Here is a 17429-nt window from a genome sequence, read left to right on the forward strand (position 1 = left end):
TGGTATGGAACTTGGTTTAATTCATATTTATTGTGGCGATGGGAAAGGAAAAACGACAGCGGCTATGGGACTTGGAATGAGAGCAGCTGGAAGAGAAAAGAAAGTATTATTAACTCAGTTTTTAAAAAGTAATAAAACAGGGGAATTAAAATCAATAGAGAAATTATCAGAGTATTTTCATGTTATAAAAGGAGAGCCTGCTAAAAAGTTTGTATGGAATATGAATGAAGAGGAAAAGGCAGCTGTTAAGAAAGAACATACTAAAAGATTCAAGTTTGTTACTAATAAAGCAGTAGAAGAAAATTATGACCTTTTAATATTAGATGAAATTATAGCAACAATAAATTTAGATTTTATAGAACTAAATGACATAATTAAATTTTTAGATAATAAACCAGTTGGATTAGAAGTTGTTATGACAGGAAGAAATCCAAAGGAAGAACTTATAGATAGAGCTGATTATGTATCAGAAATTCATGCAATTAAGCATCCTTATAAACAAGGTGTAAAATCAAGAGTTGGTATAGAAATATGATAATGTTCATTTCAGGTGGATCTAAAAGCGGAAAATCTAAAATAGCTGAATCTTGGGCAAGTAAATTAAGAAAAAGGGATGAGAGGCTTATATATTTAGCTACTATGAAGCCTTGTGATAGTGAAGACTTAAAAAGAATAGAAAAACATATAGAAGATAGAAAAAAGTATAATTTCAAAACCTTTGAAATTAATAAAAATATAGAAAAGATAGTAGATAGCATAAAAGCTACTGATACAGTTTTATTAGATAGTATTACTTCTTTAGTTACAAATGAAATGTTTTCTAAAGAGAGTATTAATCTTAATGTTTCAGGACATATATTAAATGGAATTAATAATATTTTTATGAAAGCTAAAAATTTAATTATTGTTTCTGATTATATATTTAGTGATAGTACAGTATACGATGAGTTTACAGAAAACTTTAGAAGAGAACTAGGACATATAAATACAGAAATATCAATTAAAGCAGATGTAGTCTGTGAAAGCTTATATAAAAATATTACGATATATAAAGGAGAGGAGCTTTTAAAATATGAAAAGCTTATTTAATTCAATTAATATGGCAATTGGAATGTTTACTATACTGCCGCCGATGAAAAAAGTTTGGTGTGAGAAATCAGCAAAACATATAATGAAGATTTTTCCTATAATTGGATTGATAATTGGACTTATATGGTACGGGGTAAGCTTAATATTAAGTAGATTTAACATTGGATCAATGCTTGGGTCAACTATATTAATGGTGGTACCTTTTATTATTACTGGATTTATTCATTTAGATGGATTTATGGATGTTTCAGATGCTTTACTTTCAAGAAGACCTAAGGAAGAGAAAGTAAGAATTCTTAAAGACTCAACTGTTGGAGCTTTTTCAGTTATATCATTAATTCTTGTATTTTTCATGCAATTTGCATCAATAAATACAATACTTACACGAAATGAAAATACAATATTTTTAATTTTAATTCCAATTGCATCAAGAAGTTTAGATGCATATTTTTTACTTACAAAAAAGGCTATAAAAGAAAGTTATTTTGGAAACTTATACAAAGAGGGAACTAGTATTGTAGATAGATTAGTATTAATTTTCACGTATATAGTAGTTCTTATAGTGAGTTTTCTTATAGGTGGAATAGGTGTTATGGTGAGTATATTATCTATTCTAATTATATGTGTATTGTTAGTTAAAAACTGTGAAAAAGAATTAGGTGGGATAAATGGGGATGTATCAGGATATATTATCACTTTATCAGAACTTGTTTCTTTAATTGTTTTAGCAATTATTTAGGAGTTGATTATTTTGAAAATTTACTTTGGTGGTGCTTACAATGGTAAGCTAAGTTACGTTAAAAATAAATTCGATATTGAAGACAGTGATATTTTTTACTGCAAAGATAGTGAAATTGATTTTTCTAAAAAAGTAATAAGTGGAATTGATAGACTTATATACTTTAATGCAAAAAATTATAATGAATCAACAAATTACTTTGAGAAAAATTTACATAAGTTCAAAGATAAAATAATTATTTGTGATGAAATCTCATCTGGAATAGTTCCAATGAAAAGAGAAGAGAGATTTTGGAGAGAAGAGACAGGTAAGGTTATGCAATTGTTAACTGAAGAAAGTAATTATGTATGTAAAATATTTTTTGGAATACCAATGGTTATAAAAGATGAGTAGTTTAAATTTATATTTAATAAGGCATGGTAAGACATATTGTAATGAAAGAAGATTATACTGTGGAAAAAGTGATATATCTTTAAGTTCTTTAGGTATAGAAGAACTTAATAAAAAAAAGACAAGCACTAAATATCCAAAGTGTAAATTGAATTTCACAAGTGGTGCTAAAAGAGCAAATGAAACATTTGAAATATTATATGGAAGTTTACATTATGAAGTGAGAAAAGGTTTTTTTGAATATGATTTTGGAGATTTTGAATTAAAGTGCTATGAAGATTTAAAAGAAGATAAAAGATACATAGATTGGATTATGGATAAATCCCTTAAAGTTGAGTGTCCAAATGGTGAATCAAAAATTCAATTTAGAAATAGAATAAAAAAGGCACTTAAAGAGTTGATTGTATCTTTAAAAGAAGAGAATGAAGAGGAGGCATTAGTTGTTTGTCATGGAGGAACAATTGGTATATTATTAGAACTCTTTTGTGATGATAAAAAGGATTTTTATATGCATCAACCAAGTTGTGGTGGTGGATATAAGGTTAAGGTTAATTATAATGATGAAGATTATGAAAAAATACAAATAAAAATATTAGAGGAGCTTTAAAATAGATGATGGCATTAACGATAGGTTTTATTTTAGATTGGATTATTGGAGAGCCAAATAATCCAGTTCATCCAGTTAGGATAATAGGAAATTTAGGAAGTTTTATTGAAAAGATATTTAGAAAGATTATGCCTAAAAATTTAAAGCTAGCAGGCTTTTTAAGTTGGATATGTATTATTGTACCAACATTTTTAGCAGGGTTAATAATTGTCCATTTTTCAAAATATATTAATGGAACTTTCGGAATTATAGTAGAAGGTATATTAATTTATTTTTGTATTTCATCAAAGGGGCTTAAGGCTGAAGGATTAAAAGTCATAAAGACTTTAAAAGATGGTAATATTAAAGAAGCTAGAGTGAAACTTTCTTATATAGTTGGTAGAGATACAGAAAATTTAGATGAAAAATCAATAGTTAGAGCAGTAATTGAAACTGTTGCTGAAAATATGTCAGATGGAATAATAGCACCTTTAATTTTTATTGGAATTGGTGGAGCTCCCCTTGGATTACTTTATAAGGCAGTTAATACTTGTGATTCAATGTTTGGATATAAAAATGATAGATATATTGATTTTGGATATGCTTCAGCTAAATTAGATGATATATTTAATTATATTCCAGCAAGAATTACAGCATATTTTATAATGATTGCTGCATTTATTTTAAGATTAGACTATAAGGAAAGTTATAATATATATAGAAGAGACAAGTATAATCATACTAGTCCAAACAGTGCTCACCCAGAGTCCGCAGTTGCTGGCGCACTTAATATTAGGCTAGGTGGAGAAAATTATTATTTTGGAAAATTAGTAGTTAAGCCAACTATAGGAGATTGCATAAAAGAAGCTAATGTGGATGATTTAATTAAGACGAATAATATTTTATTTGTAGTTAGTATTTTAGGATATTCTTTAGCTATGGTTTTAACTTATATTGAAGGAGTGATTTTATGACTTTAGGTCATGGTGGAAATATAGAAGAAATAGCTAGAACATATAATATAAAAGAAGATGAAATAATTGATTTTTCAGCAAATATAAATCCAGTGGGAATAAGTAATAAAGTACGAGAAGCTATGATTAAAGCTATAGATAAAGTAGAAAGATATCCAGATATAACTTATTATGATTTGAAAAATGAAATAAGTAAGTTTGAAAACATATCATTTGAAAATATTTTAGTTTCAAATGGTGCTGCAGAAGCTATATTTAACATTTCAAGAGGTTTAAAACCTAAGAAGGCATTAATTATGGCACCTACTTTCTGCGAGTATGAAGATAGTTTAAGATCAATTGACTGTGAAGTTAGCTATTATAATTTAAATAAAGAATTTACTTTAGATGATGATTTATTAAATAGTTTAAATAGTAATATTGACATAATGTTTATATGTAATCCAAATAATCCAACAGGTATTTTAACAAGCAAAGAATATATAAAAAAGGTTTTAAATATAAGTATTCTAAACAATATAACAGTAGTTATAGATGAATCTTTTTTAGATTTTGTAGAAGATAAAAATAAGTATTCAGTAATTGAACTAGTTAATGAGTACAAAAATTTAATTGTAGTAAAATCATTAACTAAAGTTTTTGCATTTCCAGGTATTAGAATAGGCTATTCACTTACTTCAAATAATGATTACATAGAGAAAATAAATAAAGTATCTGTGCCATGGTCTATAAATATAGTAGCAACATTAGGTGCAATTTCAGCTATGAAAGATAAAGATTATATAAGTAAAACTATTAAATATGTAAAAGAGGAAAAAGATTTTTTATATAAGGAAATAGTAAAGTTTGAAGATTTAACTGTATATAGGGGATCTGTTAATTTTATTTTATTTAAAGTTAATAAAGATATAGATTTGAAAAATGAATTATTAAAATACGGAATTTTAATAAGAAGTTGTAGTAACTATAATGGACTTGATTGCAATTATTATAGGGTAGCAGTTAGAAGAAGAGAGGAAAACATAAAACTTATAGATTCATTAAATAAGGTATTATAGTATGAAAGAAATTTTAATAATACTAGATGGATTAATGGAAGAAAGACTAGAAAATAAAGATTTAAAAAAAATGATATTAGGTGACTTTTCTAAATATGCTACTTTGAGCATGACAAATTACGTTACAGAAGGGAAACCTGTAGATAGTTTAAATTGTATATTTAAAATGCTAGGCTATTCTCCAAGTGAATATGAAATAGGTGATAGAGCCTACTATGAAGCACTTTCTATGGGAATAAAACTTAAAAAAGATGAGACTATATTAAGATGTAATATTGCTTTAGCTAAAGATAATAAGCTTTTGGATTTTACTGGTGGTAATTTAGGTAACAATTTAAATGAAAAACTTAGAGGAATTAATATTAAAGATGGAAAGTTTATTAATTGTGATAATTATAAAAACTTATTGATTTTAACAGACAAAGACTGTACCATTTTAAATAGTAAATGCTATGCGCCACATTTTAATGTTAGTAAGGATATAAGAGATATTTTACCTAATAATGAAAAGCTTAAAAGTATAATAGATACATCTAAGCTATATTTTAATGAAAATAATTTACGAAATAGAATTTTATGGCCATGGGGTCCATGTAAAAGTGTTGATTTAGAATCATTTAATAGTAAGCACAATAAGTCTGCAACATTAATCAGTGGAATTAATTTAGTACATGGTATGGGAATAGCTTTAGGAATGCATTCAATTAAGCCAAATACATGTAATGGATATTATGACACCTCTCTTTCTGAAAAACTTAATGTGGCACTAATTAGAGTGCTAGAAGATGATGTTGTAATTATACATGTAAATGGACTTGATGAACTATCACATAAAAAATGTTATGTGGATAAATTAAATTATATGGAAAAGATAAGGAAAGAGCTAATAATACCAATTATTAATAGTTTAAAAGGAAAGATTAATTGTAATATTAAAATTACATGTGACCATAGAACTGATTCATATACAGGTATGCACGATGAAAATAGTGTGCCTGAAATAATAATTGAAATTTAAAGGTTATGAATAGGAGAAATAAATATGACTAAAAAAATTATGCTGCTTGGAACAGCATCTTCTGTTGGAAAGAGTACTCTAGCTACTGCTTTTTGCAGATACTTTAAAGAAAAAGGATATTCTGTTGCACCATATAAGGCACTAAATATATCATTAAATTCTTTTGTAACAAAAGAAGGAGATGAAATAGGAAGATCTCAAGTAGTACAAGCGGAAGCTTGTAATATAGAACCAAAAGAGTATATGAATCCAATACTTATGAAGCCCAGTGGAAATTTTAAAACACAAGTTATAGTAAGAGGAAAAGTATACTGTAATATGGATGCTTACAAATATAAAGATTTAAATGTTTATTTAAAGAATCAAGCTAAAGAGGCTTTTTATGATATAAGTAAAGATCACGACTTAATTGTATTAGAGGGATCTGGAAGTTGCTCTGAAATAAATTTAAGAAAAACTGACATAGCAAATATGCATACAGCAAAGATGGCAGATTCAAATGTGGTTTTAGTAGCTGATATTGATAGAGGCGGAGTATTTGCATCAATTGTTGGAACTTTAAATATTTTAAGTGAAGAGGAACGTGCTAGAGTTAAAGGGATTATAATTAATAAATTTAGAGGGAAAAAAGAATACTTTGAAGATGCGATGAAGGAAATAGAAAAAATGACAGGAGTTAAAGTACTTGGAGTAATGCCACACTTTAGATTGGATATTGAAGAAGAAGATGGCGCTACAGACAATATAACAAATGTTAGAGGCGAGGGAGTAGATATTGCAGTAATAAGATTACCATATATGTCTAACTTTACTGATTTTAATTCATTAGGAACTATGGATAATGTAAATGTAAGATATGTAAATAATATAGAAGAATTAGAAGGTGCTAATATAATTATTATTCCAGGTAGTAAAAACACCATAGAAGATTTAAAATATATTAAAAAAACAGGCTTTGATCATGCAATAAAGTATTTTAAACATAGAGGTTCTATTATATTTGGAATATGTGGAGGATACCAAATTCTTGGTGATGTTATAAAAGATCCATTAGAAGTAGAGGGACCTGCATCAGAAGAAAGTGGTCTTGGACTATTAAATATGTCTACTTATTTTGAAAAAGATAAAATAACAAGACAAATAAATACAAAAGATATTTATGGAAATGAAGTATCAGGATATGAAATCCATAATGGAGTTAGTACTACAACTAATGAGGAAAGTATTTGGATTAAAGATAATAATGGAAATGTTATTGGAATGAAAAATGAGGATGATACTGTTTATGGAACGTACTTACATGGAATATTTGATGAAGGTAACTTTAAAATCAATTTAATAAATAAACTTAAATCAAAATTAAATGTAGAAGTAAAAGAAGAGATTAATTATGCAGATTATAAGTTAAAGCAATATGATGAATTATGTGAAATATTAAAAGAAAATATAAATATGGAATATGTTGAAACTATTATATAAATTAAAGAAGCTTAGAATTTCTAAGCTTCTTTTTTGGTTGCCATATTAAATTTAAGAGTTTTAATTAATGTGATCGCTTTGGAAGCCTTCTCTTTTAACTGAATGTTTCTTGTTTGTTCTATTATTATTTTTACCTTCTTCGCTAGTTAGTGGAGTTTGTGAGTTGCATTTTGCATTTCTTGAACTTTTCTTATCCACTTGACTGTCTTTTGCCATATTTTCACCTCCATTAATTAACTAATATTAGTATTAGTAATTAATAAGAAAAAAACACAAGAAAAGAAAGGTAAAAATATATTATCTTTTAAATAATTTTAACATTGTAATCTAAAAGCCAAGTATTCAATTGAATTAAATAGGCAATTAGCTGTGGGCCTGTCATAAGTTGACCATACCAAGGAACAGTATAAGATGATCCTTTAGAATCAACAATTTCTTTAACTTTTGTTTTATCAATGATACTTAAAATTGGTGAATTGCTATCATTTAGAATATCATTCATAAAAGAACATACAAGATCAGTATATAAAGGGTTGTGAGTTTTAGGGTATGGACTCTTTTTCCTATAAATAATATCATTTGGAAGTATTCCTTCAAGAGATTTTCTGAGTAACCCTTTTTCTCTACCGTCTAGTAATTTTATTTTACTTGGAATATTAAAAGCATATTCAACTAGTCTAATATCAGCAAAAGGTACCCTTACTTCTAAGCTATTTGCCATACTCATTCTATCTTTACGATTAAGAAGAGTAACCATAAACCATTTTATATTCAGATAAAATAATTCTCTCATTCTAAAATCTTCAAAAGATTCGTTTTCTAAATGGGGAACTTTATTCAAGGATGATAAGTACTGCTCATTTGAAAAGTCTTCTATTTTAAGAGATTTATAATCGTTATTTAAAATTGATTTTCTATCATTTATAAATCTAGACCAAGGGAAGGTATTTAAATATTTCATATCATTATTTGTATACCAAGGATAACCACCAAATATTTCATCAGCACATTCTCCAGATAATGCTATAACGAAATCTTTTTTTACTTCATTGCAAAATAAATATAGGGATGAATCAACATCAGCCATTCCAGGTAAGTCTTTAGCATGTACAGCATCTTCCAATGAAGTAACTAAATCTTGTTGCTTTAAAGTAACAGTTTTATGATTTGTATTTAAAAACTTAGACATTACTAAAGCCCAATATTGATCTGAAGTTGGTTGGAATAATGATGATTTAAAATATTTATAATTATCCTCATAATCAATTGAATAGGTAGTTAATTGTTGGTTTTTCTTTTTATATTCAGATGATGCAATTGCAGCAATTGCAGAAGAATCTAAGCCACCAGATAGAAATGTGCATAAAGGAACATCTGAAACTAGCTGCCTTTTAATAGAGTCTATTAAAAGCTCTCTAGTATGCATTATAATATCATCTAAGCTTTCTGTATTTTCTTTAGCTTCTAACTGCCAATATTCTTTTAGAGAAAAGCCACTATTATTAACAATTAAATAATTAGCAGGAGGGATTTCTTTAATGTTTTTATAAATCCCGCTGCCAGGTGATATAGAAGGACCAAGGGCGAATATTTCAGTTAAACTATCCTTATCAATTTCAGCATTAACCATGTTATGAGCTAGAAGAGTTTTTATTTCAGAACCAAATATAAAGTTGTTATCTTTCATAATATAAAAGAGTGGTTTAACACCCATAGCATCTCTTGCTAGAAATACTATTTCATTTTTTTCATCATAAATAGCAAATGCAAATATACCATTTAATTTTTTTAAACAATCTATTCCAAAACATATATAGGAAGTAAGAAGTACTTCAGTATCAGAGTAGGAATCAAAAGTGAAGCCTTTTGCCATAAGTTCAGATCTAAGATCTTCTGTATTATATAATTCACCGTTATAAACTAAAGTATATTTATATCCACCAACTGTTTTACTCATAGGTTGAAGTCCACCTTTAGGATCAACTACAATAAGCCTTCTATGACCTAGGCATACATTATTAGAATAATAGTATCCGGAGGCATTAGGGCCCCTTTTAACTAAAGTGTTAACCATATTTTCTAAAGAATGTTTTTCATTACATATATTTTTATGGAAGTTTATAATACCTGCAATTCCACACATATATAAATACCTCTTTTCAAAATTAAATTTATTTTTTATAAGTTAAAATATGATAAATTATTATAAGAAGTTACACTAATATGTAACTTCTTATAATATATTTTAATTAAAAAGGACATAAAGATATGAAATAAAAATCGCATATCTTTATGTCTTTATAAATAGTTAATCTATTTGTTTTATAAAAGATTTTCTTCCTTGAGTAATCCATAATAGAAGACTAATTGAAGAAATAATTAAATACATAGCACCTATTGCTACTATTTTATTTCCTACGTTTAAAGTAATAATAATCATTCCGATACTTCCCATTATTGTATTTGAAAAACTAAGAAGGGAAGAAGCAGAACCTATATTATCATTTTGCTGGGCTAGTATTAAATTTGTACTAGGTGGCTTTAACATATTACCACAAAACATTGCTGGTATTAATGATAATGAGAAAGCTAGTGGTGATGTATTACCAAATATAATTAGTATAATCCCACTTGCTATTAAAACTATAAAACAACAAGTCATAATAATATTACTTTTAAATTTATTAGATAATTTTATATAAAACATAGGACCAAGTACTAAGAATATTGCAGTAAATGAATAATATTTAGTATAAGTTTGATCCGTTAAATGGAAACCATCTATGTATATATAAGATGAAGTACTTATATAAGCCATTAATGGAAGGGCTGTAATTGTAAATATAAACACTAAAAGTGAAAATGATGGATTTTTAGAAACTACTTTTAGTTTACTAAATACTTGAATAATAGTACCTGTACTAAATGTATCTAAAGTTTCTTGAAGTAGGAAACCTCCAATTAATGCAATTAAGCTTACTACCGTTAAAACCCAAAAGATTCCGTGCCATGATGTGTACTGCAATATAAACGAACCTAATGAAGGTGCAATTACAGGAGTAGTCATAGCAATTGATTGAACTAAAGCTAACATAGATGTTAACTTTTTACCAGTATATAAATCTTTCATCATTGCAGTTGAAATTGATACTGAGGCACCACTTCCAATTGCTTGAACAATACGTGAAACTATAAGAAGTGGTACTGTATCTGATAAAGCACACATAAGACTTCCTATGAAGTAGAAGCATGTTCCTATAATAAGAATTTTTCTTCTTCCATACTTATCGCTTAAAGGACCCCAAAATAGCATACCAATTGCATAAAAAACAAAAAAGAATGTTATGGTTAAATTCAAAATTTGTTCAGTTGTATGAAAATCATTTAACATACTTGGTAATGCGGGTAAATATAGATCAGTTGACATTGGAACAAAGGCACTTAAAAATCCTATAAATATAATAAAGCCTTTGTTACCTAAAAATTTTTGTTTGTTAATTGAATTATTATCTTTCGTGTTCATTAAAATCTCCTTAATTAAATAAGTTAAAAAGCATATTAAATTAAAACATAAGCATTACAATATTAAATTTTAGCATAAGAAAATGATAATATTAAATAAGCATTAATGTCAATGGAAGCAAAAGTATGTTGGATTTATTGTAGTTTTATGTAAATAAATGCAATTAATTTACATAAAGTGCGAATAAAATGTAATTTTATTATCAAAATATATTTATAGATAGAGAGTTTTGATATATACTGTTATGTGTCTAAACTTTTTATAATTAAGATATTATATAAAATAATTGAAAAGGGGAGAAAGAAATGAGTGAATTTAATCATGAACTTGGAATAATAGCATTAGAAAGTTGTAAGGAATTAGGTAATGCTGTTGACAAGTACATTCAAAATAAAAGAAATTTTGAAAAGTCATTTTTAGTACCAACAAATGAAGTGAGATTTTCTAACGGAGAAGGAAAGGTTAAAATTTCTGAAACAGTTAGAGGAAAAGATATTTACATATTATGTGATGTTGGAAACTACAGCTGTAAGTACAAGATGTTTGGTTTCACGAATCATAAAGGACCGGATGAACATTTCCAAGATATTAAAAGAACAATATCAGCTATAAAAGGAAAGGCTGCAAGAATAACTGTAATAATGCCACTTTTATACGAATCAAGACAACATAGACGCAAGGGAAGAGAGTCTCTAGACTGTGCATTAGCACTTCAAGAACTTGAAAGATTAGGTGTTGATGAAATAATTACATTTGACGTTCACGACCCAAATGTACAAAATTCAGTTCCTTTACTATCATTTGAAAATATATACCCAACATATGATATCGTAAAATCACTTATTTCTAATGAAGCCACTTTAGAATTAGATAAAGAAAAATTACTTGTTATAAGTCCTGATACAGGAGCAATGGATAGAGCTATTTATTATTCAAGTGTTTTAGGTGTAGATGTCGGATTATTCTACAAGAGAAGAGATCATTCATTAGTTGTTAATGGTAAAAATCCGATTGTAGAACATGAATACATGGGAAGAGATGTAGCAGGTAAAGACGTTCTAATAGTTGATGATATGATAGCATCAGGAGAGTCAGTATTAGATATAGCAGTAGAATTAAAAGAAAGAAATGCTAGAAACGTATATGTTGCAACTACTTTTGCATTCTTTACAGAAGGTCTTGAAAAGTTTAATGAATTCTTCGAAAAAGGAATAATAACAAAAGTTTATTCAACTAATTTAACATATGTACCAAAAGATTTAAATAATGCAAAATGGTTTGATGCTGTTGATATGTCAGAGTTCTTAGCTAGAATCATTAATAGATTAAATCACGGTCAATCAATCGCTAAGTATATGGATGCGACTGAAGTAATAAACAAATTATTAAAAGAATAATATCTTTAAAACTATTAAAGACACGGAAACTATTTTCGTGTCTTTATTTTTATATAAAACATTATAATTTTCTTTTAATAGAAAAATTTAGTATACTTTATATGAGGGATTTATTTTAAAGGAGTGTATTAAAAAACGTATGGGGAAGAAAAAAAGAATAGGGAAATACATAATAATAGTTATAGTCATTATAATATGTATTGGCAGTATTATTTTTGTATTTGAATTTAATAATAAAAAAGTAAAATCTGATAGTCTAAGAAGTACATTAGAAGAAATAAATTTAGTAAGTAATAGTGTGTTTGATGATATAGAAGATAGTGAAAAGAAGTATTTGGATTTAATGTCAAAGGCAGAGGATCCATTAGAGAAGGGGATGTACGCCTCTGCATTAGTTCAAATTAGTGCAATAAAAAGTAACTATGACGATATTAAAAAATACTATGAAATTGCCATTGAAAATTATAAAAAAGTTGATGGTGGAGAGTTTTACATAATTGCTGAAAAGAAGCATATGGCATGGGTTATGCTTAGAATGGGAAAACATTCAGATGGTTTTATTATAGCAAATGAATTATTAGAACTTATTAATTCTAGTAAAAATAATTTGTTAACAGAAGAAGAAATTAAAAATACTGAAGCATTAGTTTATTCAATATTTTTAAACATATATTCTGAATATAAGTTAAAGGAGAACGCAAAAGAGTATTATAATAAATTAAATGCTATTGATATGTCAGAAGAATTAAAAAATACTTTAGGAGATAAAATAGCATATAGTAATATGCTTTATGCAGAACTTATAGAAGATTATAGTCTTATGAAACAATATGCAGAAGAATGTTATGAAATAAGTTTAAAAAATGACAGGCTTAGAGGTACAAGCACTTCAGAAGGATTAATACTTAATATTGCAATAGCTAATATAAATTTAGGGAATCTTAATACAGCTTTAAATGAATTAAAGGTATCAGAACAATATGCAAATGATAATAAAGATAGGCATGCATTAGCTTCAACCTATTTTTCATATGCTAAGTATTATGAAAAAGTTAAAGATAATGAATTAGCTACAAAGTATTATAAAAAAGCAATAGAACTTTATAGTGAATTAGATGATAAAAGTAGATTGATAAAAACAGTGAATAATTTTATAAAGTTCTGTGAGGGAAATAATGTTAAAATAAATTTGAATGAATATTATAAACTTTATTATAATGCAAGTAATGATATAGGAAAAATGTGGGATTTTAATAATTTCCTAGAAAATAGCTTAAAAGTAAATGATAAGTTAAATGCAAGTATTGTTGAAAATTTAAGACGAGAATCTGAAAGTGTTAAAAAGAGCAATATGATATTTTTTATTATGATAATAGTGTTAATTTCATTATTAGCAAGAATGATGCAAATACTAAAAAAGAAAAATATAAGTGAAAATAAGCTAAGAGAAATAGCTAATAAAGATTATTTAACTGGAGTAAAGACAAGATCATATGGATATAAACTTTTATCAGATTTAATAAATAAGAAAGTAGAATTCTCTTTAGGAATTTTAGATATAGATGATTTTAAGTATATAAATGATAAATATGGACATATTTTTGGAGATGAAGTTTTAAAAGTTTTAGCTAGAACATTAGAAGATAGACTAGAAATAAAAGATATAATTATAAGGTTTGGTGGAGAAGAATTTATTATAGCTTTTGTTGGTATTGATGAAGAAAAATCAAAGATAGTTTTAGATAGTATAAGAGAAGAGTTAAATAGCAAATACTTTAAAAGTAAGGTTAGAATATCATTTAGTGCAGGAATTGCATCCTGGAATGGTGAATCAATAGATGAAATAGTGAATAAGGTAGATGAGTTACTTTACGAAGCAAAAAGAAATGGTAAAAATAGAATTCTAATTAAAGATAATTAAAAAAAGGTTGTATCAAATTAGTTTGATACAACCTTTTTTAATTAGATCTAAAGTAGGGAAGTTTGTTTAAGTGCTGTATCATATAATTAGCTGACAAGCCTACAAAAATTCCAGTACCAATACCAGCTATTGAAAGTACAGGTAAGTATAAAAATACCCCTATATTTTTAAGGATAATTGATGCAACAGCTAATTGACCTATATTATGAAATACAGCAGCTGCAGCACTAACACCTATAATAGAAACATATTTTCCTCCGAGTTCTTTTACTATAACAATTATAATAAAACTCAAAATACCACCAGCTGCGCTATACATTAATGTAGAAAGGCTACCGCCAACCATTGTTGATATTAATAGTCTTAAAATTAATACAGTAAATGAATCCTTATAACTATCTAAAGTGTAAACTGAAACCATAATAATGAGATTTGCAAGTCCAAGTTTCGCACCAGGTGTTATAAATGGCACAGGTATCATATTTTCAATTATAAATAATATTAAAGCCATAGATACAAGCAATGACATATAAACAATTTTATTAGTTTTAGTAAAATTCATAATATTTAATGTGAAAGTATAATATCATCACTATTACTTTCATCTCCTTTAATTTCTATTATTAGTTCATGAGGTAAACATACTAATGATTGAGAAACTCTAGAAATTGTGCCTTGTTTAACACAAAGCTCATCAGTACAATCAGCTTCAATTATATGAACTGTATTATCTTTTATTAATAGTTTATTACTCCCATGAGGTGTATCTATAGTAATTGTTTTTTCACCTTTAAAAGATGAAAGTGGTATATTATCATAAAGATTCCCAGAAATTTTAATACTAGCATATGTAGAAGAATAATTTTTATAAATCTTACTGCCTAATATAAAATGGGGAGTAAATGATAAAATAACAAGAAATACTATAATAACAATATCCAACTTTTTAAAAAGCTTCATCCAATATTTCTCCTAAAAAATGTAATTATAGCTTTTTTAAAGCTATGCCTTGATTTTAAATTATATAAAAAAAAAGGGGTAATAGAAAAAAGTTATACTGTATAAAAAATATATATTAATATTAATAGGCGATTTCGTTGTATAATCCATTTTGAAATGATTAATTTTTAAATTATATATCTTTAGGAGGATGAATTTATGAAAAGAAGATTAGTAGCAATACTATGTACAGCAGTTTTATCATTATCACTTGTAGCTTGTGGTTCAGGTGAAGAAAAGAAGGATGCACCAAAAGAAGGAAGCACAGCATCAGAATTCAAAGATGGTACTTACGAAGCTGAAACAAAGGAAGCAGATGAAAAAGGCGGAACAGCTTTAGCAAAGGTTACTGTTAAAGATGGAAAAATAACAGAAGCAACTTATAATGAGAAGACAAAAGACGGAAACAAGAGAGAAGACGAAAGTTACAATAAGATGATGAAGGAAAAAGCTGGTACAAGCCCTTCAGAATATGAAGTTGAATTAGAAAAGAAGGTTGTTGAAAAGCAATCAGCAGATATAGATACTGTAACAGGAGCTACTTCTTCATCAGCGAAAGCTAAAGAATTATTTACAGCAGCTGTAAATAATGCAAAAGAAGGAAAAACAGAAAAAGCTTTAGTAGAAATTAAAGCAGCAAAATAGTTTTTAAAACATTAGCCCCTTAACATAGGTTACTATGTTAAGGGGCTTTTTTTACAAAAAATATAGTTAAAAATTTAACTAAGTATTAAAAATACCAAAAAAAGAAATAAAATTGTTGTATTTTAGCAAAAAAACATATAAAATATAAAATAAGTATGAACAATATTAATAAAGTATAAATAAAATTAATAACAAAATGGAATTAAAAGGAAAGTTTGCGTACAGAGGAGAAGGGTATTATGAATAAAAAAATTATTGCTTTTTTTGTAACATTAATGCTAGTCGTTGGGATTGTAGGGTGTGGAGAGAAGAAATCAAAAGATCCTATAACAAGAACAGAGCTATTTATGGGAACTGCAATAAAAGTTACGATTTATGATAAAAGTAATGAGAAAATTTTAGATAAGGCTTTTAAGAGGGTTATAGAAATTGAAGATTTAGTTAGTATTAATAAAGAGGGAACAGAGCTAACTGAATTAAATAATAACGCAGGTATTAAAGGAGTCAAGCTTAGTGATGATAGTTTTAATATAGTTAAGAAAGGACTTGAATATTCAAAACTTTCAAATGGTGGATATGATTTAACTATTGGACCATTAGTAAAGCTTTGGAGTATTGGACTTCCAGAAGCTAAAGTTCCTAATAAGAATGAAATTATAGATGCTATAAAGAAAATAGATTATAAAAATGTAAATATTAATGAAGATACTAAAGAAGTTTTTCTAACAGAAAAAGGTATGATGATAGACCTTGGAAGTATAGCAAAAGGCTATGCAGCTGATGAAATAGTTAAATTACTTAAAGAAAATGGAGTGAAAGAAGCAATTGTTGATTTAGGTGGAAATATATATGCGTTAGGTCTAAAGGAAGGGGACAAGGAGTGGAAAGTTGGAATTCAAGACCCCTTCACAGATAGAGGAAATGTAGTTGGAAGTGTTAAAGTTTCAAATAAGTCAGTTGTTACAACTGGTATATATGAAAGATTCATAGAAAAGGATGGAGTTAAGTATCACCATATATTAAACCCTAAAGATGGATATCCATATAAAACAGAACTTGCAGGGGTGTCTATTATTGCAGATGAGTCAGTAGATGCAGATGGATTATCTACTTTAGTATTTACTAAAGGACTAGATGAGGGAATCAAATTCATTGAAAGCTTAGATGGCGTGGATGCTGTATTTATAACAGAAAATAGAAATGTATATACAACTGATGGAATAAAAGATAATTTTAAAATGATGAATGAAAGTTTTAAACTTTCAAATTAAATTAGGGGATGAATACATGCAAATAGATAGTTTAAAGTATTTTTATGAAGTAGCTGAATTAAAGAGTATTTCAAAAGTTGCAAATAATTCACATATATCTCAACCAGCGCTAAGTCATCAATTATCTAAGCTAGAAAAAGAGCTTGGTGCTAAGTTATTTGAAAGAAGTAACAGAGGTGTTGAACTTACATCTCAAGGAGAAATTTTGTATAACTATGCGAAAGAAATAATTCTATCTCATAATAATTTAGTTGAAGAGATAAATGCAAATAGTTTGAATAAAAGTGAAATCGGAATAACAAACTCAAGTATATATGCTAATTTTTTAGTTGCTAATATG

The 17429-nt window shown here is 27.1% G+C and carries 19 protein-coding genes; 14 read left to right on the forward strand and 5 right to left on the reverse strand.

The features are described from left to right. Window positions 1-4 precede the first annotated feature (4 nt). From RSF37_RS05745 to RSF37_RS05785, 9 genes are read left to right on the forward strand one after another with little or no spacing between them, the layout of a single operon-like run. Window positions 5-535 (forward strand): cob(I)yrinic acid a,c-diamide adenosyltransferase, encoded by a 531-nt coding sequence (locus RSF37_RS05745; RefSeq protein WP_332563441.1) that lies wholly within the window; start codon window positions 5-7, stop codon window positions 533-535. Further along, complete coding sequence (locus RSF37_RS05750; RefSeq protein WP_332563442.1) at window positions 532-1089, forward strand: bifunctional adenosylcobinamide kinase/adenosylcobinamide-phosphate guanylyltransferase; 558 nt, start codon at window positions 532-534, stop codon at window positions 1087-1089. The genes RSF37_RS05745 and RSF37_RS05750 overlap by 4 nt, the downstream gene beginning before the upstream one ends. Further along, window positions 1073-1828: an adenosylcobinamide-GDP ribazoletransferase gene (locus tag RSF37_RS05755; protein ID WP_332563443.1), complete on the forward strand. Its 756-nt coding sequence runs from the start codon at window positions 1073-1075 to the stop codon at window positions 1826-1828. Before RSF37_RS05750 ends, RSF37_RS05755 begins: the two co-directional genes overlap by 17 nt. Window positions 1829-1840: 12 nt before the next feature. Then, window positions 1841-2221 (forward strand): bifunctional adenosylcobinamide kinase/adenosylcobinamide-phosphate guanylyltransferase, encoded by a 381-nt coding sequence (locus RSF37_RS05760; RefSeq protein ID WP_332563444.1) that lies wholly within the window; start codon window positions 1841-1843, stop codon window positions 2219-2221. Continuing rightward, window positions 2214-2825 carry a histidine phosphatase family protein gene (locus RSF37_RS05765; protein ID WP_332563445.1) on the forward strand — a complete coding sequence of 204 codons (612 nt, stop codon included), beginning with the start codon at window positions 2214-2216 and terminating at the stop codon, window positions 2823-2825. Before RSF37_RS05760 ends, RSF37_RS05765 begins: the two co-directional genes overlap by 8 nt. 5 nt (window positions 2826-2830) lie before the next feature. Next, entirely contained in the window at window positions 2831-3778 is a 948-nt protein-coding gene (cbiB, locus tag RSF37_RS05770) for an adenosylcobinamide-phosphate synthase CbiB (RefSeq protein WP_332563446.1), read from the forward strand. Next, a complete protein-coding gene (gene cobD, locus RSF37_RS05775; protein ID WP_332563447.1) occupies window positions 3775-4836 on the forward strand; it encodes a threonine-phosphate decarboxylase CobD in 1062 nt (353 codons plus the stop codon). Before cbiB ends, cobD begins: the two co-directional genes overlap by 4 nt. Before the next feature lies 1 nt (window position 4837). After that, entirely contained in the window at window positions 4838-5854 is a 1017-nt protein-coding gene (locus RSF37_RS05780) for a hypothetical protein (protein WP_332563448.1), read from the forward strand. 24 nt (window positions 5855-5878) lie between these two features. Beyond that, the gene (locus RSF37_RS05785) at window positions 5879-7333 is read left to right on the forward strand and encodes a cobyric acid synthase (RefSeq protein WP_332563449.1); all 1455 of its coding nucleotides are present in this window, start codon (window positions 5879-5881) and stop codon (window positions 7331-7333) included. Between the two features lie 60 nt (window positions 7334-7393). On the opposite strand, the gene RSF37_RS05790 is transcribed toward RSF37_RS05785, so the two are convergent. The 3 genes from RSF37_RS05790 to RSF37_RS05800 all read right to left on the reverse strand — a co-directional run bounded on the left by RSF37_RS05790 (window position 7394) and on the right by RSF37_RS05800 (window position 10856). Then, on the reverse strand, window positions 7394-7549 hold the full coding sequence (locus RSF37_RS05790) for a hypothetical protein (protein WP_332563450.1): 156 nt from the start codon (window positions 7547-7549) through the stop codon (window positions 7394-7396). An 88-nt stretch (window positions 7550-7637) separates the two neighbouring features. Then, a complete protein-coding gene (gene asnB, locus RSF37_RS05795) occupies window positions 7638-9476 on the reverse strand; it encodes an asparagine synthase (glutamine-hydrolyzing) (protein ID WP_332563451.1) in 1839 nt (612 codons plus the stop codon). 165 nt (window positions 9477-9641) lie between these two features. After that, window positions 9642-10856: a multidrug effflux MFS transporter gene (locus RSF37_RS05800; RefSeq protein ID WP_332563452.1), complete on the reverse strand. Its 1215-nt coding sequence runs from the start codon at window positions 10854-10856 to the stop codon at window positions 9642-9644. 305 nt (window positions 10857-11161) lie between these two features. On the opposite strand from RSF37_RS05800, the gene RSF37_RS05805 reads away from it, so the two are divergent. Beyond that, window positions 11162-12253, forward strand: a complete 1092-nt coding sequence (locus RSF37_RS05805; RefSeq protein WP_332563453.1) for a ribose-phosphate pyrophosphokinase — start codon at window positions 11162-11164, stop codon at window positions 12251-12253. A gap of 139 nt (window positions 12254-12392) precedes the next feature. Then, window positions 12393-14174, forward strand: a complete 1782-nt coding sequence (locus tag RSF37_RS05810) for a tetratricopeptide repeat-containing diguanylate cyclase (protein ID WP_332563454.1) — start codon at window positions 12393-12395, stop codon at window positions 14172-14174. Between the two features lie 37 nt (window positions 14175-14211). On the opposite strand, the gene RSF37_RS05815 is transcribed toward RSF37_RS05810, so the two are convergent. Then, on the reverse strand, window positions 14212-14685 hold the full coding sequence (locus RSF37_RS05815; RefSeq protein WP_332563455.1) for a Gx transporter family protein: 474 nt from the start codon (window positions 14683-14685) through the stop codon (window positions 14212-14214). Window positions 14686-14741: 56 nt separating this feature from the next. Further along, on the reverse strand, window positions 14742-15134 hold the full coding sequence (locus tag RSF37_RS05820; RefSeq protein WP_332563456.1) for a NusG domain II-containing protein: 393 nt from the start codon (window positions 15132-15134) through the stop codon (window positions 14742-14744). 198 nt (window positions 15135-15332) lie between these two features. Here RSF37_RS05820 and RSF37_RS05825 point away from each other — a divergent pair, with 198 nt between their 5' ends. The 3 genes from RSF37_RS05825 to RSF37_RS05835 all read left to right on the forward strand — a co-directional run. Beyond that, entirely contained in the window at window positions 15333-15818 is a 486-nt protein-coding gene (locus RSF37_RS05825) for an FMN-binding protein (RefSeq protein WP_332563457.1), read from the forward strand. A 239-nt stretch (window positions 15819-16057) separates the two neighbouring features. After that, on the forward strand, window positions 16058-17089 hold the full coding sequence (locus RSF37_RS05830; protein ID WP_332563458.1) for an FAD:protein FMN transferase: 1032 nt from the start codon (window positions 16058-16060) through the stop codon (window positions 17087-17089). 16 nt (window positions 17090-17105) lie between these two features. Then, window positions 17106-17429 (forward strand): LysR family transcriptional regulator (locus tag RSF37_RS05835; protein ID WP_332563459.1); only part of this gene is annotated, 324 nt, incomplete at its 3' end.

The organism is Clostridium sp., assembly GCF_036643715.1.
Taxonomy (GTDB): Bacteria; Bacillota; Clostridia; order Clostridiales; family Clostridiaceae; genus Clostridium.